Annotated in this window: 20 protein-coding genes; 3 read left to right on the forward strand and 17 right to left on the reverse strand. The window is 56.1% G+C overall.

The genetic code is table 11. The features are described from left to right. Positions 1–9: 9 nt before the first annotated feature. The 5 genes from FIV45_RS14695 to FIV45_RS14715 form a co-directional block, all read right to left on the reverse strand. Entirely contained in the window at positions 10–654 is a 645-nt protein-coding gene (locus FIV45_RS14695) for a TetR/AcrR family transcriptional regulator (protein WP_099470855.1), read from the reverse strand. A 177-nt stretch (positions 655–831) separates the two neighbouring features. After that, positions 832–1,374 (reverse strand): retropepsin-like aspartic protease family protein, encoded by a 543-nt coding sequence (locus FIV45_RS14700; RefSeq protein ID WP_099470854.1) that lies wholly within the window; start codon positions 1,372–1,374, stop codon positions 832–834. A gap of 109 nt (positions 1,375–1,483) precedes the next feature. Further along, positions 1,484–2,773, reverse strand: coding sequence for an amidohydrolase family protein (locus FIV45_RS14705; RefSeq protein WP_165776851.1), 1,290 nt, complete (start codon positions 2,771–2,773; stop codon positions 1,484–1,486). 99 nt (positions 2,774–2,872) lie between these two features. Continuing rightward, the gene (locus FIV45_RS14710; protein WP_099470852.1) at positions 2,873–3,274 is read right to left on the reverse strand and encodes an RNA-binding S4 domain-containing protein; all 402 of its coding nucleotides are present in this window, start codon (positions 3,272–3,274) and stop codon (positions 2,873–2,875) included. A 3-nt stretch (positions 3,275–3,277) separates the two neighbouring features. Next, complete coding sequence (locus FIV45_RS14715; RefSeq protein WP_133118500.1) at positions 3,278–6,571, reverse strand: helicase-related protein; 3,294 nt, start codon at positions 6,569–6,571, stop codon at positions 3,278–3,280. Positions 6,572–6,736: 165 nt separating this feature from the next. On the opposite strand from FIV45_RS14715, the gene FIV45_RS14720 reads away from it, so the two are divergent. Beyond that, the gene (locus FIV45_RS14720) at positions 6,737–7,450 is read left to right on the forward strand and encodes a nitroreductase family protein (RefSeq protein ID WP_204601955.1); all 714 of its coding nucleotides are present in this window, start codon (positions 6,737–6,739) and stop codon (positions 7,448–7,450) included. A gap of 29 nt (positions 7,451–7,479) precedes the next feature. Here FIV45_RS14720 and FIV45_RS14725 read toward each other — a convergent pair whose 3' ends face one another. The 7 genes from FIV45_RS14725 to FIV45_RS14755 all read right to left on the reverse strand — a co-directional run bounded on the left by FIV45_RS14725 (position 7,480) and on the right by FIV45_RS14755 (position 12,403). Continuing rightward, positions 7,480–8,316, reverse strand: a complete 837-nt coding sequence (locus FIV45_RS14725) for a DUF6544 family protein (RefSeq protein WP_099470849.1) — start codon at positions 8,314–8,316, stop codon at positions 7,480–7,482. A 20-nt stretch (positions 8,317–8,336) separates the two neighbouring features. Further along, positions 8,337–9,329, reverse strand: a complete 993-nt coding sequence (locus tag FIV45_RS14730) for a DUF3137 domain-containing protein (protein ID WP_099470848.1) — start codon at positions 9,327–9,329, stop codon at positions 8,337–8,339. 17 nt (positions 9,330–9,346) lie between these two features. Continuing rightward, positions 9,347–9,910, reverse strand: a complete 564-nt coding sequence (locus tag FIV45_RS14735) for a LemA family protein (protein ID WP_099470847.1) — start codon at positions 9,908–9,910, stop codon at positions 9,347–9,349. A gap of 130 nt (positions 9,911–10,040) precedes the next feature. Beyond that, positions 10,041–10,742 (reverse strand): AsmA family protein, encoded by a 702-nt coding sequence (locus tag FIV45_RS14740; RefSeq protein ID WP_099470846.1) that lies wholly within the window; start codon positions 10,740–10,742, stop codon positions 10,041–10,043. A 204-nt stretch (positions 10,743–10,946) separates the two neighbouring features. Then, positions 10,947–11,357, reverse strand: a complete 411-nt coding sequence (locus FIV45_RS14745) for a 3TM-type holin (protein WP_099470845.1) — start codon at positions 11,355–11,357, stop codon at positions 10,947–10,949. 1 nt (position 11,358) lies between these two features. Then, the gene (locus tag FIV45_RS14750; RefSeq protein WP_204601954.1) at positions 11,359–11,826 is read right to left on the reverse strand and encodes a D-Ala-D-Ala carboxypeptidase family metallohydrolase; all 468 of its coding nucleotides are present in this window, start codon (positions 11,824–11,826) and stop codon (positions 11,359–11,361) included. Next, on the reverse strand, positions 11,801–12,403 hold the full coding sequence (locus FIV45_RS14755) for a hypothetical protein (RefSeq protein ID WP_099470843.1): 603 nt from the start codon (positions 12,401–12,403) through the stop codon (positions 11,801–11,803). The genes FIV45_RS14750 and FIV45_RS14755 overlap by 26 nt, the downstream gene beginning before the upstream one ends. Positions 12,404–12,647: 244 nt before the next feature. Here FIV45_RS14755 and FIV45_RS14760 point away from each other — a divergent pair, with 244 nt between their 5' ends. Next, entirely contained in the window at positions 12,648–13,706 is a 1,059-nt protein-coding gene (locus tag FIV45_RS14760) for an AI-2E family transporter (protein ID WP_099470842.1), read from the forward strand. 120 nt (positions 13,707–13,826) lie between these two features. After that, positions 13,827–14,597 (forward strand): ion transporter, encoded by a 771-nt coding sequence (locus tag FIV45_RS14765; RefSeq protein ID WP_099470841.1) that lies wholly within the window; start codon positions 13,827–13,829, stop codon positions 14,595–14,597. Between the two features lie 3 nt (positions 14,598–14,600). On the opposite strand, the gene FIV45_RS14770 is transcribed toward FIV45_RS14765, so the two are convergent. From FIV45_RS14770 to FIV45_RS14790, 5 genes are all read right to left on the reverse strand, one after another. Further along, positions 14,601–15,254: a hypothetical protein gene (locus FIV45_RS14770; RefSeq protein ID WP_099470840.1), complete on the reverse strand. Its 654-nt coding sequence runs from the start codon at positions 15,252–15,254 to the stop codon at positions 14,601–14,603. 254 nt (positions 15,255–15,508) lie between these two features. Beyond that, positions 15,509–16,675: an isovaleryl-CoA dehydrogenase gene (locus FIV45_RS14775; RefSeq protein ID WP_099470839.1), complete on the reverse strand. Its 1,167-nt coding sequence runs from the start codon at positions 16,673–16,675 to the stop codon at positions 15,509–15,511. Between the two features lie 40 nt (positions 16,676–16,715). After that, complete coding sequence (locus tag FIV45_RS14780; protein WP_099470838.1) at positions 16,716–17,624, reverse strand: hydroxymethylglutaryl-CoA lyase; 909 nt, start codon at positions 17,622–17,624, stop codon at positions 16,716–16,718. After that, positions 17,621–19,615, reverse strand: coding sequence for an acetyl/propionyl/methylcrotonyl-CoA carboxylase subunit alpha (locus FIV45_RS14785; protein WP_099470837.1), 1,995 nt, complete (start codon positions 19,613–19,615; stop codon positions 17,621–17,623). Before FIV45_RS14785 ends, FIV45_RS14780 begins: the two co-directional genes overlap by 4 nt. Next, entirely contained in the window at positions 19,615–20,430 is an 816-nt protein-coding gene (locus tag FIV45_RS14790) for an enoyl-CoA hydratase/isomerase family protein (RefSeq protein WP_099470836.1), read from the reverse strand. The genes FIV45_RS14785 and FIV45_RS14790 overlap by 1 nt, the downstream gene beginning before the upstream one ends. Positions 20,431–20,440 lie beyond the last annotated feature (10 nt).

Below are 20,440 nucleotides of genomic sequence, written 5' to 3' on the forward strand. Positions count from 1 at the left end.
CTTGTTTAGTCAGGAGGAAATGACCAGAGACTGCGTGAAAAGTTTCGTCACCTGCTCCGCCATTTCTGTGCGCCCCCCCATATCCATTTTATGATCCGATTTCATATGTTCCATCAGGCTCTCGTTCATCAACAGCACCGAAAGTCCATGCACCACGGACCAGGCGCTCATCAGAGCCACCGCCGGATCAATCTTCCGGGCGTTGGGCAAGGCCAGACATTCCATCACTGTTGCCTGAAAACAGGAAAAAGTGTTGTCTGCCGTATTATGCAGTTCTTCATATTTATCGTCACATAATTCATATTCAAACATGACCTTGAAATGCGCCGGATACTTACCGGCGAACTGTACATACTGCAGGCCAATCTTCTCCAGCCGCGCCAACGGATCTTTTTCTGTCTCAATCAGGCCGCGCATGCCTTCGCCAAGCTTTGCCATACCATCGGCCTTCAGAACCGCAATCAGGGCTTCTTTATCCTCGAAATGGCGATAGGGCGCCGTTTGAGACACACCGGCCCTGCGCGCCAGCGCCCGGAGGCTCAGGTCATCCAAACTGCCTTCTTTAAGAATTTCCAGCGCAGACTCAATCAACGTCTCGCGTAAATTCCCATGATGATATGATTTTTTGCCCTTTGGGCAACACCATTTGTTCAAAAGTAACTCCTACACACCCCAATCCGTTTTCCAAGCCTACCCATACCCTGGAAACACAATTATCGCCGTTCATGTTGACGGCGTCAATATTATTTTATTTATCCATGAAATACAGATGTCATAGCATGAAAGCCTGACAATATAAAGGCGAATGCCGGAAAAACTCACCCATGAAAGTCATGGGGTCAGCAGCAACTCGCCCCCTTCAAACTTGAAGCTCGACAGGCGACTGAGGAAATTCATCCCCAGCAGGGACACATCCAGCCGACCAGCCTGGGAAACTGATGCCGGGATGCTGGAAAATGGCATGCCTTCCAACGCCATCCGGTCCAGCAGAACAACCGCCATGTTGCTCTTGCCGTTGGCGGTCCGGAATACCCGGTCAAAGGACAGACCCGCAGGGTCCAGCCCCGCCGCAAGGGCATCTTCATACCGCAACGAAACATGGCTTGCGCCGGTATCAACGACAAAATGCACCGGCGTACCGTTGACTTCCAATGTAATCCGGTAATGGCCGTCCCGTGAAACAGGAATGCGGATGGGCTGGGTGTTGTCGGCCATTCGTGTTGTGCCATACACCAGCTTGCCGGAGGCGCTCTCCATCTGCGCCCCATCCCGTTCCGCTACCGCGTCTGTGGTGTCCAAAATCTGCTCGCCAAAATAGGCCACCACCGCGGCAACACAGAGAGCAAACAAAAGAATCATCGACGGACTGTTCATGAGAGCGACCTACCTTCATCTTGAAAAACCGGATCAGGGTAGCGGCAATCATTTAAAATCAGCTTAAAGAATAGATATAATATGATCCATTCTTCAGCCGGCGGGCGGCTTATTCCCGCCGGAAAACTTTACCGGATTTCATGACAAAAACCACTTTTTCGATATTCTCGATCTGGGTCAGCGGATTGCCGTCAAGCGCGATGATATCGGCATATTTTCCCTGTTCCAGCGTTCCCAGCTCATCGCTCCTGCCCAGAAGATCGGCGCCATTCACGGTCGCCATCTTCAATGCCTGCGCCGCCGGAATGCCCAAGGCCACGAAACGCTCGATCTCGCGATAGTTCTTGCCGTGCGGCACGACACCTGCATCACTGCCGGTCGCGATCTGCACGCCCATTTTATAAGCCCGCAATATGGTGTCAGGATGTTGGGCAAGGAAGGCGTCATTATGGGCCAGCATCTTTCCCTCGACCTTGCCGTCAGCCTTTAGTTTTTCCAGCATGTCATGTACGGAAACCGTCGGGACAAAATAGGTGCCCTGCTTTTTCATGGCGCGCAAGGCCTTGTCATCCATAAAAGAACCATGCTCAATCGAGGACACCCCGTATTTCAGCACGAACAGGGCGCTGTTACGGGGGTGACTGTGCGCCGCGACCTTGACGCCGTATTTGGCCGCCACCTGGGTCACCGCTTCAATCTCGTCAGCAAAGAACACCGGGGCTCCGTTTTCATTGGAACACAGCTGGCTACCGCTGCAGGAAGAATATATTTTGATCCAGTCCGCTCCGGCTTTGATCAGGTCGCGGGTCGTGCGGCGACAGCTTTCCGGGCCATTGCACTCCAGTCCCCCGTCTTTGCTCCCAACCCCGATGATCTGCCCGGCGGCGAAAATACGCGGCCCATCAATCTCGCCGGCCTGCACTTTTTTGCGCAGTTTAAAAATCGTATTTCCCCAGGCGCCAATATCCCGCACGGTCGTATAGCCGGCCATCAGGGTTTTTCGGGCATTGACCACCCCAACGAGCGCCATGTCATCAGCCTTGCTATCATGGTCCTTGGTCATGGTCAGGTGAACATGTAAATCCATCAGACCCGGCATGACAAATTTGTCTTTCAGGTCGATGAGCCGGGCATCCGGAAAATCAAGATCTTCAGGAGTCTGGTACCCGGCATGAACGGCCTTGATCTTATCGCCTTCCACCACAATGGTTTGCTGCGTCAGCGGGGCTTGCCCCGGCACCGCCAACAGCTCTCCCACTTGCAATAGCAAGATCGGCTTGCTGTCGTCCGCCTGTTCAGATTTTTGTTCTTTTTTCGTGTCGTCAGACGCGCCATAAGACAGCGGGGCTGACAAAACAAGCCCCATCAGAATCACCAAAATAGCCGATAAATGTCTCATACTTCTCTCCCAGATACATATCATTTTGCCGCAGCATGGCACAGGAGAACAAAAATAGGAATAAAATTCAGTTCCTAAATCATGACTTATTCTAATAGGTTAATCAGGAAAAATATTACGCAGGCGGTCCGTGGCGCGGCGTTCGGACTTTGTCGGGCGCCCCGCGCCCCTGTTGCGCGGCGCCACTTGCGCCTTGCGGTTGGCCGCGGTGACTTCTGGCGCCGGAGTCCGGTCCTCATACAGGGCCTGGGCCTCGGGCGCCGGGCCGCGGCGCTGACTTAACGCCAGCACCTTGACGATGCGAATGGTCTTTGCCTGGGGAAAGGTCAGCACATCGCCGACCGTCACCGCCGTTTTGGCTTTGGTGAATTTTTCCCCGTTCAGCCGTACCTTACCCGCCCGGCAAACCTTGGTTGACAAGGACCGGGTTTTAAAAAAACGCGCATGCCAGAGCCAGATATCAATCCGTTGCGAGAGCTCTTCCGGCTGCGGCTGCGCCATGGTTTATTTCTTTGTTTTCAGCTGATCTTTCAGACCAGCCAGAGCGGCAAAGGGACTATGCGGATCAATCGGCGCGGCTTTGCGTTGCGGTTTGCGCCCGGCCATTCCTGGCTTGCCATGTGACTTGCCGTTTGGCTTGCCCGCCCCCGGTTTCCCCTGTGGCTTGCCCCGATGCGGGGCGCCCGTGGTTTTCGGTTTTGGCTTACCCTGAAACGATTTCCGAGGCCCCCGGTTCTGGGTGGCCTGATAAGGCTGATGGCTGAACAGGAAAATCTTTTCCGGGCCCGCCTTCTCTTCTGCCTTCTCTTCCTGCTTGGCATCCGCCGGCGTTGCCGCTGCCGTGTCCACCGGATTGGTCGGCAGTTCCTGCGGGGTTTCCACCGGTACTTCTGCCGGGGCTTCAACAGGCGCTTCGACCGGGGCTTCCTGCGGAGCTTCCACCGGTGTCTCCTGTGGCGTTTCCGTCGGAATTTCAGTCGGGATTTCAGTTGGCTTCTGATCCGGCTCTGCGGTCTTTTCTGTTGGCTGAGTTTCCTCTGTCACCGTTTCCTTGGCCGCAACGTCCTGATTTTCCGCAGCCTGTTTGGCTGCAGCTTCCTGATCTTCCGCAGCCTGTTTGGCTGCAGCTTCCTGATCTTCCGCAGCCTGTTTGGCTGCAGTTTCCTGATCTTCCCCAGCCTGTTTGGCTGCAGTTTCCTGATCTTCCGCAGCCTGTTTGGCTGCTCGGGCTTCAGCAATCTTCGCCGCCTCATCCGGCGCATATTCCTTATGGACATAACCCAGATAAGCCATGATCTCGGTGAAATCATCGCCGCTGGTGCCCACCAGGCTCATCAGATCGGGGTCGGCCGGAAATGGCCCTTTCAGCGACACTTCACGGGCGGCGTTGGCCAGCCGTTCCAGCATATCAAGACGCACGGCGTTCTTGCCCACCACCCGGTAACCGGACATTTCATAGAAGGTGCGCGGGGCTTTGGGATCAATCGGAATGGTGCAGAGTCCCGCCACCGGCACGTCCGGCAGCTGATCCATATCATTGAACAGGGCCCAGAGGAACAGGCGCAGCTGCGCCGGGGCCGGTTTCAAAAGGCTCGGGATGTAAAGACTGGCGGAGCCGAGCCAGATGCCGAGCTGTTTCATCTGGAAACGGCCTTCGCGGTCGACATCGCGGAAATCGCGGGCGATCATGCGGCGGGGGATGGTGCCAAGTTTTTCCAGCATCTGAAAAGCGATACCCCGGGCCATGCCGGTAATGATTTCCTTGCCGGCCCCGTCCTTGGCGCCGTTCACGGCTTCCTGCATCGCAAATAATGGCGCGAGAATTTCACCCACATGATTGGCGAGCCAGCGGTCGACGCGGGCCTGAACCAACGCCTGGGAGTCGCCTTGCAAAACCGGAGTTGGATTGACAATGGCTTTCGGGGCGAGCGCGGTTGGTCCCTTTTCCACCCGGGCAATGGCCACACCACGCCAGTTGATGGTCGAGCGGGTCAGCGGATCGCCGAGGATCAGGCTTAGTTCGCCGTCTTCGGCCTGAGCCAGTTCTTCGGCTTTGTTTTTGATTTCCTCGGACAGCACCTTGTCGGCGGCGGCGCGCAAGATCTTGCTGTCTTCCCCAAAGGCGGATGCGTCTTCTTTAAATTGGAACCCTTCCAGGGTACCGATAAAATGGCCCTCTACGTATATACTGCCATCTGTATCAATATTAGCCATTAAACTTCCTTTTAGGCGTAATTCTCTCATAAGAACCGACATCCGTCGATCCACAAAACGATGTGTCAGGCTTTCATGTAGCGCATCTGATAGCCTGTCTTCAATATCTCTTGTCAATTCCTGCCAATATTTTGCATCATCGAACCAGATCGCACGGTGGGAAATATAAGTCCAGGTACGGATATGGGCGATGCGCGACGACAGAGTATCCACATCCCCGTCCGTCCGGTCAAGCGGACTGATCTGACTGTTCAGCCAGTCCGGATCAAGCACCCCGTTATCCGCAGAAGTCTGCCGATAAATCTCTGATAATATTCGGATATGTTCGTCATCCGAAGTGCGGCGAAAGTCCGGAATCTGACAAACTTCCCACAACCGTTTCAGGCTCGCCGGGCCGGCAGCCAGCGCGCGGATATCGGCCATTTCAACCATTTGACGCAAGGCGGCCAAATCAATATTTTCCAGCGTCCGGCTGAGACCTTTCCGCCCTGGCACGGCGTCAAGCGAGCGAATCAGCGCCGAAGCATGACTATAATCCAGCGTCGTATTGCGCCATTGCAGCACGGTCAGTGGTGCGAACTGATGATTTTCCACCGCATAGACCATCGCATCATCAAGTCCCGCACTGTAAGCCCCGCTGTCGGCAAGGCAGCCGAAAGTACCGTTATTCATATGCCGCCCGGCGCGGCCGGCGATCTGGGCTACTTCCGACGGGGTAAGTTCCCGCATGCGCCGCCCGTCAAATTTCGCGGTACCGGCGAAACACACATGGTCAATATCCATATTGAGCCCCATGCCGATGGCGTCCGTCGCCACCCCCAATGGTTCGTTCGTGTCTGGGTCACCGATATTGAGCCCCATGCCGATGGCGTCCGTCGCCACCAGATAATCCACATCGCCGTTCTGGTAAAGCTCGACCTGCTTGTTGCGGGTGCGGGGACTGAGAGAGCCCATCACCACCGCGACGCCGCCCTTCTGCCGCCGGAGCATCTCGGCATAGCCATAAACATTATGGGCCGAGAAGGTCACCAGCGCCGTGCGCCGGTGCAGGCGGCTGAGTTTTTTTGGATCGGTGTAAATCAGTTCGGAAAAGCGCGGCCGTGTACTGAATTCCACATCGGGGACAAAACGCCGGATCAGGGAGGCGATGGTCTCGGACCCGAGAAACATGGTTTCCTGCCGCCCGCGCGCCCGGATCAGCCGGTCGGTAAACACATGCCCCCGGTCGAAATCCGCCGCCAGCTGTATCTCGTCCACCGCCAGAAAATCCACCGTCTTTTCAATCGGCATGCTTTCGACAGTACAGACCCACCAACGCGGGTTCTTCGGGATGATTTTCTCTTCGCCCGTGACCAGCGCCACGGCATTTCGGCCCGCCGGATTTTGCGGCGAATTCACCACCCGGTCATAAATCTCCCGCGCCAGCAGCCTAAGCGGCAGACCGATCATGCCGGTCTGATGGCCGAGCATCCGCTCCACCGCCAGATGGGTCTTGCCCGTGTTGGTCGGCCCCAGCACCGCCCGCACCCGACTGGAGGTCTGGATCGCCTGGTTTGAAATATGTTGCATACCACGTGTCGTCATGACAGGGCATTAGCATATCACAGCCGAAAGGTCATGAAGAAAGCGACCCCGCCCGGGCCGCCTGACAAAAAAAATCTCCCCCGATACGAACAGGTCTTGATTTTTCGGTGTTCGTTTGCTACATAATAATTGAATATTCAATCATATTAAGGAAAGACCCGCTTGATGACCGACCGCAAAAACGCCCCCTCCACAATGCCCCAGGGTGAAGAGTATCAAGCGCTGCCCCTGCCGCATCGCTGGACCCTGACCAACACGGAAATGGCCGAACGCGCCACGGACTTCCTGGACCTGATGAAAAAACGCCACACCATCCGCGACTTTACGGATCGGCCTGTGCCGCGCCAGATTATTGAGGATTGCCTGCTCACCGCCGGGCTCGCCCCCAGCGGCGCCAATCATCAACCCTGGCATTTCGCGGTGATTGAGAACCCTGACGCCAAGAGGCAGATCCGCGCGGCGGCGGAGGAAGAAGAACGCACCTTCTATGCCGGACGCGCCGGGGATGAATGGCTGTCGGCGCTGGAACCCATCGGCACCAACGATCAGAAGCCTTTTCTTGAAATCGCCCCCTATCTGATCGTGATTTTCGCCCAGCGCTACGGCGTCACGCCGTCGGGGGAGAAATTTAAACATTATTATGTGCCGGAATCCGTCGGCATCGCCACCGGCATGCTGATCACGGCATTGCATAACGCGGGGCTCTCGACCCTGACCCACACGCCGAACCCGATGAAGTTTCTCAATAAATTGTGCGGCAGACCAGATGCGGAGAAACCTGAAATGATTTTGGTGGTTGGCCACCCGGCGGAAAACGCCACCGTGCCCAAACATGCCAAATGGAAGAAGTCCCTGGAAGAAATCGCGACGTTTATTTAGCCGCGTCAGTGGTCCGGGCCGGACACAAATTACAATATTTTATATGTTGTGATCCGGCCCCGCCAATATGCGGCATAACCCGTATCATAAATATACCCTACTTCTCCGCAGGTCGGAATGCGCCGACCATCCCTGATCTCATAAGCGGAAAAACGCCCGATCCAGGGACGCGCTGTTGCTCCCTCTACCGCCCCGCCCCGGGCATCTGCCTGAATCTCGCAAATATCACCGGCCTCATTGAAATATAACCGTACAGATACCGGCGTTCCCCGACTGTCAGCACTGACTTCCACTGTGCGTTCGTCAAGCCTGCGCCAGCCCAGCGCTTTATTATGCAATACCGCATCTGGTGCCCATGCCAATTCCGCCAAATAACGCATTAATTCATCCCTGTCCGCCTCCCCCTGAGACAGGTCTGCCACCGGAATTGACCCAAACAGGCGCGCCTTCAGAACCCCGGCCCCGTTCAGGTAAGCGTCCATAATCCGGATTATGGTCATCGGCCCCAGAACCTGTCGCGCATCCCAGACAAATCCAGGCTGAAAAACCGCGATGCTCTGCCGCGCCCTGACCCGACGCCAGGGTTTATCCGGCCCCATGCGCAATTCCGCATCCTGCTCTAAATATATCCCCCGAACAGGAATATCATCCGACGCTCCGGATTTCCGGGCGAATTGACGCACCAGCTCTGGAAGGTGAACCGATATTTCTTCTGATCCTGACATTACCCTGACGTCGCCGTCAACTGCCGCCGTAACATCCTGCAAGGCCTGCGCGATCTCCTGATCAAAACGCATGCAGGCCCGGACATGCAGAAGCACGATCACCCCGGACAAAATCAGAATACTCCCAAGAAAAAAAGCCATCCAATACCCCTCTTGCAGCTCTACACCCGACTGTCCATATCCAGTTTCAGCTTCTGAACGATATCATAGATCAGCGCCAGCTCCTGAATGGTTTGCTGGATATGCTTGGTATCCGCCAGATTGGCGAAGACCGAACCAGCTTCAAAGCTGTTTTTATCCTTCTTGATCGCCAGCAACAAATGGCCGCGATGAAACGCCAGTTGCAGGTTGCCGCGCCCCACCTGCCCCGACAACCGGCACAGCCGTTCCATAAAGGTCGGCGTCAGCAGGTAACGCGCCTCGACCTGATCGGTGGCATAGACCTCGAACAGGCTTTCGAAGGTGGGGTCTTCCAACGCCACCCGTTCGCCCTGCTTGCCCCATTGCCCGAAAAAATTACCAAACGCGCTATAGTCACGGGTGATGATCGTCGTGCCGGCGAAATTCTTGTGAAAATCAAATTCCGCCAACAGGCCGCGAAACACTGTCGACTTGCGCCGTCGGCCCTTGCTGTCGTGACTGATTTTAATCAGTTTGGCTTCGAACAGGTCAAACCCGACCTCATCGACGGCGCCGGTGATCTGGTCTTCGAGCTTGCTTTCATCATAGGAGGGGATCAGCGACAATTCCCGAAGTCGTGTCAAGGACACATTCAGCGGCTTTAATCGATAGGTCATGCCAAGATAATCACACAGATGATGCATGACCACCATCTTGGTTCTGGTTTTCAGGGCCGCCAGGGGGCGATACCCCCAGTAGCCGATAAAGATGCAGCCAATCCCGACAAAAATCACCATCTGCGGTTCCGTTGCCTGGGTCGCCAGAATAAAACCCGTCCCCAGAATGAACAACACCGCCGCAACCCCCGCCACCATAAAGAATCTTTTCACGGCCTTGGGGCGATCGGCCTCAAGCTTTTCCAGAGCCGGTTTCAGAACAGTCTCGAAATGCCGGTCAAAGCCATCAAGCCCGGCCAGGGCGCCCTCAAGACTTCCCGTAGAGATTTCGTCTGCCCTTTTACGATAATCCGACATCCGCCTTCTCCCTCATTTTACAGATAGTCCGCCGCGTCCACCGGTTTTTTCTCGATCTCTTCCATTTCAAAATAGGGCATGGCGGTAATGTTGGCCATATTGGCGATAAGATTGCCCGGGAAGATTTCCACCGCATTATTGAGCGACGTCACCGCAGCATTATAAAAACGCCGCGCGGCAGAGATATGACCTTCGACTTCCTCAAAGGTTTCCTGGGCCCGGATCATATTCTCGTTGGCCTTCAGTTCCGGATAATTTTCCGCCACCGCGAAAAACTGCATCATCGCCGATTGCAGGCCCTGTTCGGCTTCCAGATGGGCGCTGACGTCATCCGGGTTGGTTCGGTCATAACTACGGTGCGCCAGATTGCGCATCTCCGTCACCTTGCTCAGAACCTCACGCTCATGATCCATGAATTTCTTGGCGATCTTTAAGATGTTCGGCAACAGGTCATGGCGCTTTTTTAACTGTACATCAATGGACGACAGCGCCTCCAGCGCCCGGTTTTTCTTGCCCACCAATGACACATACCAAAAATACATCAGCAGCAAAAGGCCGCCCAAAACTGCAAAAACAATCATATCAATTCCCCTTTGGGTCTTTTTCTAAAACAGGACTGTGCCAAATATTCTTTGGCAATACAAACGGATAAGGCCGTCACGAATCCACCCGGAACCCGCAACGGCCTTAAAATACATCCCCCATCCCGGCTTACTTAAAGATATCGCCGAGCTTTTTCTTCACATCGCCAAGGGCATTATCGAGCATATCCTTGGTAATGATCTTGCCGAGACCTTTATTAATGGCGCTAAAGGTTGCTGTCGCCACTTCACCGGCTGTGGCGGCCTTGTCTTCGGTCCCGATATTTTTCAGATGGATATCCGGCAATGTCAACCCGGCCCCTTTCCCCGCCATCAGGTCGGACGCCAGCTTTACCTTGGTTCCGTTGATATAGATATGATCAACAATAAATTTTGCCTGACTTTCCGATTCAGAGGATTTGACCCCCAGGCTTTCGGTATAGGCCTCAATATTTTTCTGAATTTTTGAAATATTGTTGCCCTTGGTGCCGATTTCATAGATCAGGTCGGCGCCCTCGATACGGATTTCCTTGATACGGATGACATCTTTCAGCAGGGACCCCACATCAAGCTCCACGGAAACATCATCAACCTTGAAAGCATGAGGCGCCTTAAAGCCGGACGGGTTACCCACGGTTAAACCCGACAGACCGGCCTTGCCACCACGAATGGCCACATTGACCTTGTCCAGGGTCACCGGCGCCCCCGTCGCCTTTGGGGCATATTCCAGAACCGCGTCCCGGATCAGGGTTTCCGATTGAGATGCGCCGTAAACAACGACACCGATCACGATTACAATGAGGGCCACCAGGCCGATTAGAATTTTCTTCATAAGTTTGATCCCCTTGAGGTTTCACATTTTATTCCCCCGGAGTGTCCCCCATTCCGCGCCTGAATGCAACAGGCAGATCCCACATCACACAGAAAAAACGGCGTTACGGCCGCCGCGCCGCCCTGCCTGTGGGCCGCGTCCATTTTTTCCTGAACCAGCGGATGCGCCCTGAATGATCACCGCCCGATATCCGGATCATTGCTTTTATTTCGCGCGTCCTGTCATTTTTTCCGCCGTGCGTAATCCGCCAAGCCCGAGCAGCGCCAGCACCAGTTCCATCATGTGGTCGGTAACGATCACCGGCGGTTCCACCTGTAATCCCCAGACCACCACCGTCCAGACGAACAGGGGGTGCAACAAAAAAGCCCACAAAAATCCAATGCCGCACACCCAGCCGATAAAGGGCCGCCAGCCGGCAACAAACAACGATCTGTGCCCGGCTTCGATCTTGTTGATTTCCGCCTGCAGCAGATGCGGCTTCTGGCGCAGTTTCGCCATCAGCAAAGCCGCCTGCGCCCGTTCTTCATCACTGGTGAACAGCTGATCGACCACTTTGCCCACCGCTGACACCGCATCCCCCGCCGCACTGCCGAACAGTTTGCCCAAAAATCCCATGTTAAAACTCCCTATAGCTGCGTCCGTCAAAAATCAGGCTCATCTGACGATTATTCCCCTGCCGGTAAGAGCAATGCACCCATCCGCTGTCAGGCACGTCAGGATTGTGAAATTCCAGAATCAACTGGTCAAAGATAAGAGTGTCCCGGATCCAGCCCGCCAGATCCCGGTTGGCAATCCCGGGCAACTCGAAATCCACCGCCTCACCACGAATATGCTGAGAAGCCGGCGACGATTTCACCAATGCATTCAACGCCGGGCAACGATAACCGCTGGACGGCGTGAAAGGCCGTTCGAACCGGGTCCGCACCGGTTCCAGAATATGCGTCGCCAGCCTGGCCAGCCGCGCAACTTCCCGGGGTCCGGGACGATTGTCCATCCCATGCCGTCGGGCCAGAGGACTATGGATCAGCTCCCGCAGGGTGAAATGCGGTGATAAAATCCTATTCATGCCTATTGACTCGGCCATAAGTCGCCCCGTACAGATTAAGCCCCGCCTGCAGATGGGATTTCGCCCAGCCCTTGCGCCGGGCCCATTTGCGGTCCACGGCACTAAACGACAGCTCGTCCAGGATGATGTCAAGGATCGGCCCCACCGGCAGCCGGTCCGCCGTCATCCGGTCCACCCAATCGCTATAGGATTCTTTCAGTTGAATTTCATGATCCCGTTCCCCCGTATCGGCACAGCGGCTGGTCTGCACCACCACGTCGGCCAGGCGGGAAATCCGCACCTGGGTACCTGCGGTAATCATCTGTAACGCCCGCCGCAAACATCGAAAAGCCCATAACTGCCTGTCGTTGAGGATGTTCCTGCGTTCCATGACCAGAAGCGGGTCAGGCGTCAACTTGGCCCGTGTTTCAGGTGTCGGCCCCACTGATCCCGGCTCTGCCGGTCCCTGCCCGGGTCGCACGGGCCTTAACGCCTTATCCCGCCTGTTCTGCAGGCGCCCCAGACGACGGGCCTTGCGGATTTTACGGAACGACTGGCCTGCGCGACCCGGCGGGGGGCAGGAGTGATCACACATGATTTTCATCTCTGTCGTCATCTTGTTTTCCTGTTCAGTGTTGCGGGCGCGTTAATCTGGAAACACTGCGACCCCGGTGGTGCATTCAACGCGACTCAATGGTCCTATTATAGGATAAAATAAGAACATATCAAGAACAAATATGGAAAAACATCGAAATCTATCGCGATAGGGTTGTAAAATCACCGCTTGACCTGCCGGGGATAAAACAGGACAATCGCCACAGTCAAACAACGAACACAACAGATTCAGGAGAGAGCGGAACATGGGCGTGTTATCCTATGCGGGAGGATTGGGGCTTATCACCCTGTTGGTCTATATCATGGTCATCGGTCGCGACCTGATTGTGCCTTTTTTGATTGCTGTGGTGATCTGGTATCTGATCAATATCCTGTCCGACACCTACCATAAAATCCGCATCGGCACCTGGCAACTGCCCAAGGCGGTCAGCTACGGCGCCTCTCTGCTGACCATTGGCGGGGCGCTGAATTTCCTGATCGGCATGATCAATCACAATATTCTTGAGGTCAAGAAAGCCGCGCCGCTGTATCAGGAAAATTTCACCCGCCTGACCGCCAAACTCTATCAGATGATCGGCATTGAACAGGAACCGAGCTTCAACGAGATCATCAGCCAAATCAATCTGACCACATTTGCCACCGATGTGGCCGGCACGCTGGCCTCTCTGGTTGGCAGCGCCAGCCTGATCCTGATTTACGTCTTGTTCCTGATGCTGGAACAGAAATATTTCACGGGCAAGCTCGAACGACTGGTCGAAGGCTCGCCCCTGAAAAATACGGTGTTTGAAATCATCGATCATATTTCCACCGACGTCAAAACCTATCTCGGGGTCAAGACCTTCGTCAGTGCGCTGACCGGCGGGGCCTGTTATCTGGTGCTGATCGCGGTCGGGGTGAACAACGCCAGCTTCTGGGCTTTCGTGATTTTCCTGCTGAATTTCATTCCCACCGTCGGTTCCATGCTGGCGGTATTATTTCCGGCCCTGCTGAGCCTGGTGCAGTTTGACAGTTTCACGCCATTTCTCATCGTCATCACCGCTCTTGTCGCCATCCAGGTCACCATGGGCAATATTCTGGAACCGAAAATGATGGGCAGCTCCCTCAACCTCAGTCCTCTGGTCGTGATGCTGTCTCTGGCGCTCTGGGGCAGCATCTGGGGGATTGCCGGCATGTTCTTGAGCGTCCCCTTCACGGTAATTCTCATGATCATCTTCGCCCAGTTTCCCAAAACCAAACCGATCGCCATTCTGCTGTCCCAGGACGGCAACATCAAACCCCGGGATGCGGTCATGACAGCGGATTAACCCTGATCCGCCTCCCCTCTGTGGGGACCCCAAAAAACAGGCGCCGTGCCCTCTTGAAAAGCGCCACGGCGATAGACATCTTGTAAGGCTGTATTCTTCACAACAGGCCTTTAAATAGTTATGAGCAAACTCCGCGACCTGATCCAGTCCGAAACCTTTAACCGCTTTATCATCGCCGTCATCATCCTCAATGCCATCGTGATCGGTCTGGAAACTTCCGTGACCATGCGGGAAAAAATCGGCGGAGTTTTAAAATTCCTTGATGGCATGGCGCTGACGATCTTTATCGTAGAGGTGATCCTGAAACTCGCGGTTTATCGTCTGTCTTATTTCAAGACCTTTTGGAATTTGTTCGACTTTTCCATTGTCGCGGTGTCCCTGATGCCGTTCGGCGGCAGCGTCACCGTGGTCCGCGCCATCCGCATTTTCCGGGCCTTCCGCCTGATTTCAACCGTGCCAACCATGCGCAATGTCGCCTATGCCCTGATGAACGCCATTCCCGCGATGGGGTCTGTGATGATGATCCTCGGGTTGATTTATTATGTCTTTAGCGTTCTGGCGACCAATATCTTCGGCGAAGCCTACCCCGAATGGTTCGGCACGATCGGCGCATCGCTCTATTCCCTGTTTCAGATCATGACGTTGGAAAGCTGGTCGATGGGGATGGTGCGGCCTATCATGGAAACCCACCCCCAGGCCTGGATGGTGTTTGTCCCCTTCATCATCATCACCACATTTGCCGTGGTCAACAGCTTCGTCGCCATCATCGTCAACAGCATGCAAAAAGTCACGGAAGAGGAAATCCAGGCGGAACGGCAGGAAATTCACATTCTGATCGACGAAGTGCGTAAATTACAAAAAGACATTCAGGACCTGAAAGCCAGAAGCTGATTTTCAGGCTTCAATATCAGTTGCAGGCACTGTTTCCGTTTCTTCGTCCACCGACGGCAGTGCATCCGGTGTGTCCGGTGTGTCCGGTGTATCGCTGCTCTTCAGACCTTCCAGAATTTCCGTAGTGCGCAGGGCAAATTCGCGCAAACTTTCAAGCCGCGCGGAAAGCTCAATAAAATGAATCAGGCTCTCATCGACCAGCACGGAGCTATGCTGCTTACGGAAGAATTCATTAAGCTCTTTACGGCTGCTGCGCACCTCTTCCCGGGCCTCCAGATCAAGTTCACCGAGCTTGGTATCGGTGCCACGGGCTGTATTCAGGGCGCTCACAATTTTAAATAACCGCTTGGCGACCTTACCGGTCAGACCCTGATTTTCTTTCACTTCTGCCAAGATATTCTGCAGCGCCGTTTCCAGCCCCCCGGCCCGGGTTTTGGCGGGTACAGTCGCGTCATCCTCGACGTTTTCCTCCGGCTGCTCGGTGGTCAGAAGTTCACCGGTCACCCGAATGGCATTGATCGACAGGGAAATGGAAACCGCCGGACCATAAGTGGCTTCGGACGCGCCCGCGGGGGTTCCCGCTGCGCCATAAAGGCTTTTTGATGAGGCATAATCCGGACGATATCCGGCATAAGATGCGATGGCTGAGGTTGCCATGAAATTTACTCCTGCTTTCTGCAAAAACGTCCGGCGCATTTTGCACCATGAATGAGCATAGCGTAAATTGGTTAACAAATCATTCTAAATGTTCGATGGGACGGAAACCCGATATTTAAAGAGAACAGCAATTTCACCTCGGCCATTCCGGACAATCATCGCGCGATATCAAAACAGACCCCGGATCGGGTCCGGGGTGACAATGGTGGTGAGAAGGGGACGCCCTGGTAATCCGGCACGCCCCCTAAAATCTTTTAAGCCGTTTCGCCAAACAGTTCACGGCCGATCAGCATGCGACGCACTTCGCTGGTGCCCGCGCCGATCTCATAGAGTTTGGCGTCGCGCAACAGACGACCGGTGGGAAATTCATTGATATAGCCGTTGCCGCCCAGAGCCTGTATCGCCTGCAGCGCCATTTGCGTGGCGCGCTCGGCGGAATAGAGAATGCAGCCCGCCGCATCCTTACGGGTGGTCTCGCCCCGATCGCAGGCCGCCGCCACCGCATAGACATAGGCGCGGGAGGCATTGAGTTCGGTATACATATCGGCGATCTTGCCCTGCATCAGCTGAAATTCGCCGATGCTCTGGCCGAACTGCTTGCGGTCATGAATATAGGGCAACACCACATCGAGGCAGGCCTGCATGATGCCCAGCGGGCCGCCGCTGAGCACGACGCGTTCATAATCAAGGCCGGACATCAGCACCCGGACCCCGCCATTTTCGGCCCCGAGGATATTTTCTTCCGGCACTTCGCAGTCTTCAAACACCAGTTCGCAGGTGTTGGAGCCGCGCATGCCCAGCTTGTCAAGTTTCTGGGCGGTACTGAAACCTTTAAATCCTTTTTCGATCAGGAAGGCGGTAATGCCGCGCGACCCGGCGGCGATATCCGTCTTGGCATAGACCACCAGCGTATCGGCGTTCGGGCCGTTGGTGATCCACATTTTATTGCCGTTCAAGACATAATGATCGCCTTTTTTATCGGCGCGCAGCTTCATGCTGACCACGTCAGATCCGGACCCCGGCTCGCTCATCGCCAATGCGCCCACATGTTCACCGGTCAGGAGTTTCGGCAGATATTTACGTTTCTGGGCCTCGGTGCCATTCTTGCGGATCTGGTTGACGCAGAGATTGGAATGCGCGCCGTAGCTGAGGCCGACACTGGCCGACGCGCGGGAAATTTCCTCCATACAGATGGTGTGGGCGAGATAGCCCATATCGACGCCGCCGAACTCTTCCTCGACGGTGACGCCGAGAATGCCGAGATCGCCCATCTTGCGCCACATGTCGGCAGGGAATTCATTGCTGGCGTCGATCTCTTCGGCGCGCGGAGCGAGTTCCTTGGCGGCGAAATTAGCGATACTTTCGCGCAGCATGTCGATGTCTTCGCCAAGGTTGAAATTCAATGAGGGATAGCTGACCATTTCTGCGGTCCTTTCGTTTTGTTAATTCTGGCGGTTAAATCTATGTCTGTTGTTGCGGCCGGCGGGCAATGGCGACTTTCGACGCTGGCGGACGCCTAAGAAAATCGGAGATGGCCCAGGCGGCGGCGATGACCTTACCCAGATCGACACCGGTTTCAATGCCAAGCCCGTCCAGCATATAAAGCACGTCTTCGGTCGCCACATTGCCGCTGGCGCCCTTGGCATAGGGACAGCCGCCTAGCCCCGCGACGCTGCTGTCGATCACCGTGATGCCCCGCCCCAGCCCGGCGTAGATATTGGCCAGCGCCTGACCGTAGGTATCGTGACAATGCAGCGCCAACTGCGCCACCGGCAGTTTCGTCAGCACCGCATCCAGCATCAGATTGATGTCTTTCGGGGTGCCGACGCCGATGGTGTCGCCGAGGGAAATCTCATAGCAGCCCATATCGCCCATTTTTGCCGCCACGTCGGCGACCACGGCGGGATCAATCCAGCCCTCATAAGGACAGCCCACGACGCAGGAGACATAACCGCGCACGGCAATCTGATCCTTTTTCGCCCGGTCCATGATCGGCTCGAAACGGGCCAGACTTTCGGCGATGGAGCAATTGATATTCTTCTGGCTGAAGCTCTCTGACGCCGCACCAAAGATCGCGACCTCGGTGGCCCCGGCGGCAACGGCGGCTTCATAGCCCTGCATATTCGGGGTTAGCACCGGATAGGTGACACCGGCTTTGCGGCTGATTGCCGCCATGACCTGTGCGTTATCCGCCATCTGCGGCACCCATTTGGGCGACACGAAACTGGTGGCCTCGATCTTGGGAATGCCCGCCGCGCTCAGGCGGTTGATCAGGTCGACCTTGACCTCTGTCGGCACGGTCTGTTTTTCATTCTGCAACCCGTCGCGGGGGCCGACCTCATAAAGGGTGACATGTGTGGGGAAGCTCATTCTGCGGCCTCCTCCGCTGCGGTGATGCGGATCAGCACCTGACCGTCGGCGACCTGATCTCCGGCCTTCAGGGTCAGGCCTTCGATGGTGCCGGTGACCTGCGCCTTGATGGTATGTTCCATTTTCATGGCTTCCAAAATCATCAGCGCCTGGCCCTGACTGACCAGTTCGCCGTCAGTCACCAAGACCTGCGTCACCTTGCCGGGCATCGGGGTGATGATCACGCCGCTGCCGCCGGCTTCATCCTCGCCTTCCGCCCCCGGCAGATAATGATGCAGGTAACTGACCTTGCCATCGCGGAACAGGGTGAAGTCCTGACCGTCCTGAATGATCCGGGCCGTGACCTTATGGCCGTCAATCATCAGCGCATGATCATCGCCCTGCTGGCTGAGGATCTGCACCTGCAGGGTGTCGTCTTCAATCTCGAGCGCGAAGCCGTCTTCGAGATACGTCACCGTGATATCGCGTTTCTCCTCATGATCAACGAAGGTGAGTTTGGTTTTCAGATCAAGGTTCATCCGCCAGCCGTCTGAGCTGTCCCAGGGATCACAGGCCGCCACCCGCGGGCGTAATTCCGCCAAGGCAACCAGCGCCAGGGTCTGCGGCCCGGCCAAATTGCCCGTCGGCATCAAATCATCCCGGTAACGTTCGATAAAGCCCGTATCCAGATCCGCCGCCGCGAAGGTCGGGTGATCAATGATCTTGGCAAGAAACGCCAGGTTACATTTCAGGCCCGCCACGGCGGTCTGACGCAGGGCTTTGCGCATCTGACGCAGCGCCCCTTCCCGGTCGCGGTCCCAGACAATCAGCTTGGCGATCATCGGATCATAATAGATACTGACCACATCACCAGTCTCGACCCCGGTATCACAGCGGAAATGTTGGCTCGGGCGCGGGGTGGAAAAATGGCGCAGCGTGCCGGTCTGCGGCATGAAATTATTTTCCGGGTCTTCCGCATAGAGCCTGACTTCAAAGGCGTGGCCCATGAGCGGGATGTCCGCCTGCGCCAGGGGCAGCGGCTCCCCCGCCGCGACCCGCAACTGCCATTCCACCAGGTCCTGCCCGGTGATCAGTTCGGTCACCGGATGCTCCACCTGGAGGCGGGTGTTCATCTCCATAAAATAGAAAGGCGCCTTGTCGAGGCCGTTCGAGACATCGACGATAAATTCGATGGTGCCCGCCCCGGCATAGCCGATGGCTTTGGCGGCGCGCACGGCGGCGTCGCCCATTTCGGCGCGCATCCGGTCCGACATGCCGGGGGCCGGGGCCTCCTCGACCACTTTCTGATGGCGACGCTGCAGGGAACAGTCGCGTTCATACAGGTAAACCGCCTCGCCGTGGGTATCGCCAAAGACCTGAACCTCGATATGGCGCGGCTTGGTGAGATATTTCTCGATCAGCACATGAGCGTTGCCGAAAGACGCCTGCGCTTCCCGCTGACAGCTTTCCAATGACGGGATAAAGTCCGTCGCCGCATCCACCAGCCGCATGCCCTTGCCGCCGCCCCCGGCGACCGCCTTGATCAGCACGGGGTAGCCGATGTCGTCCGCGGCTTTCTGCAAAACTTTCGGGTCCTGATCCGCGCCCTGATAGCCGGGCACAATCGGCACCCCGGCGGCGTCCATGATATCCTTGGCCTTGTCCTTCAGACCCATGGAGCGGATGCTGTCGGGGCTCGGCCCGATAAAGGCGATCCCGGCCTTGGCGCAGGCTTCGGAAAATTCGGCATTCTCGGACAGGAAGCCATAGCCCGGATGAATGGCCTCGGCGCCACATTTCTGCGCGACCTCGAGGATCACGTCCGGCTTGAGATAGCTGTCCCGGGCTTCCGCGCCGCCGATATGATAGGCTTCGTCGGCGAGGCGCACGTGACGGGCGTTTTGATCGGCGTCGGAATAGACGGCCACCGCCGTGATGCCATTTTTCTGCGCTGTTTCGATCACCCGACAGGCAATCTCGCCCCGATTGGCAATGAGAATCTTACTGAACATTAGCTGTTGTCACTTTCTTCGTCTCTGGTGCTCCAGGAGGGCTTGCGTTTTTCGAGAAATGCACCGAGGCCTTCCCGGGCTTCCGGGCGGGCGCGAATGGCGGCGATCCGCTCGGCGCTGTCTTCCATGATCTTGCTGCTCAGCGGTTGCCCCGCATAATCCATCACCAGCCGCTTGGCTTCGCGCACCGCCAGCGGGCCGTTGCTGCGCAAATGGGTAAGCAATTGATCAAGCTCGGCCTGCATTTCTTCCGCTGTCGTCACCACCTCATGCACCAGGCCAATGTCATAGGCTTTCTGGCCATCAAACCGTTCGCCGGTCTGGAAATAGCGCCGCGCCTGACGCCCGCCAATGGCGGCGAGCACGTAAGGCGAAATCGTCGCCGGGATCAGGCCGATTTTCACTTCCGACAGGGCAAATTTTGACGCCACATCGGCGATCACAATATCACAACAGCTCACCAGCCCGAGGCCCCCGCCCATGGCCGCGCCCTGCACACAGGCGATGGTCAGTTTGTTGAGGCTATAGAGGCTGTTCAGCATAGCGGCGAGATATTCCGCATCGGCGAGATTCTGGTTATGGGAAAAATCCCCGGCCCGCTTCATCCACTCGAGATCGGCCCCGGCGGAAAAGCTCTTGCCCTCGCCGTGCAGCACCACCGCCCGGCAGGCGTTGTCTTTCGCCAGAATATCAAATATCTCGCGCAATTCCTTGATCATCACTTCGTCAAAGGCGTTATGGACGTGGGGCCGGTTGAGGGTCACCCAGGCGATACCATCCGGGTCCTGCTGCAACAATACTCTGGGGTCTGTCATCTTTCGTCCT

This window comes from Paremcibacter congregatus (assembly GCF_006385135.1).
Taxonomy (GTDB): Bacteria; Pseudomonadota; Alphaproteobacteria; order Sphingomonadales; family Emcibacteraceae; genus Paremcibacter; species Paremcibacter congregatus.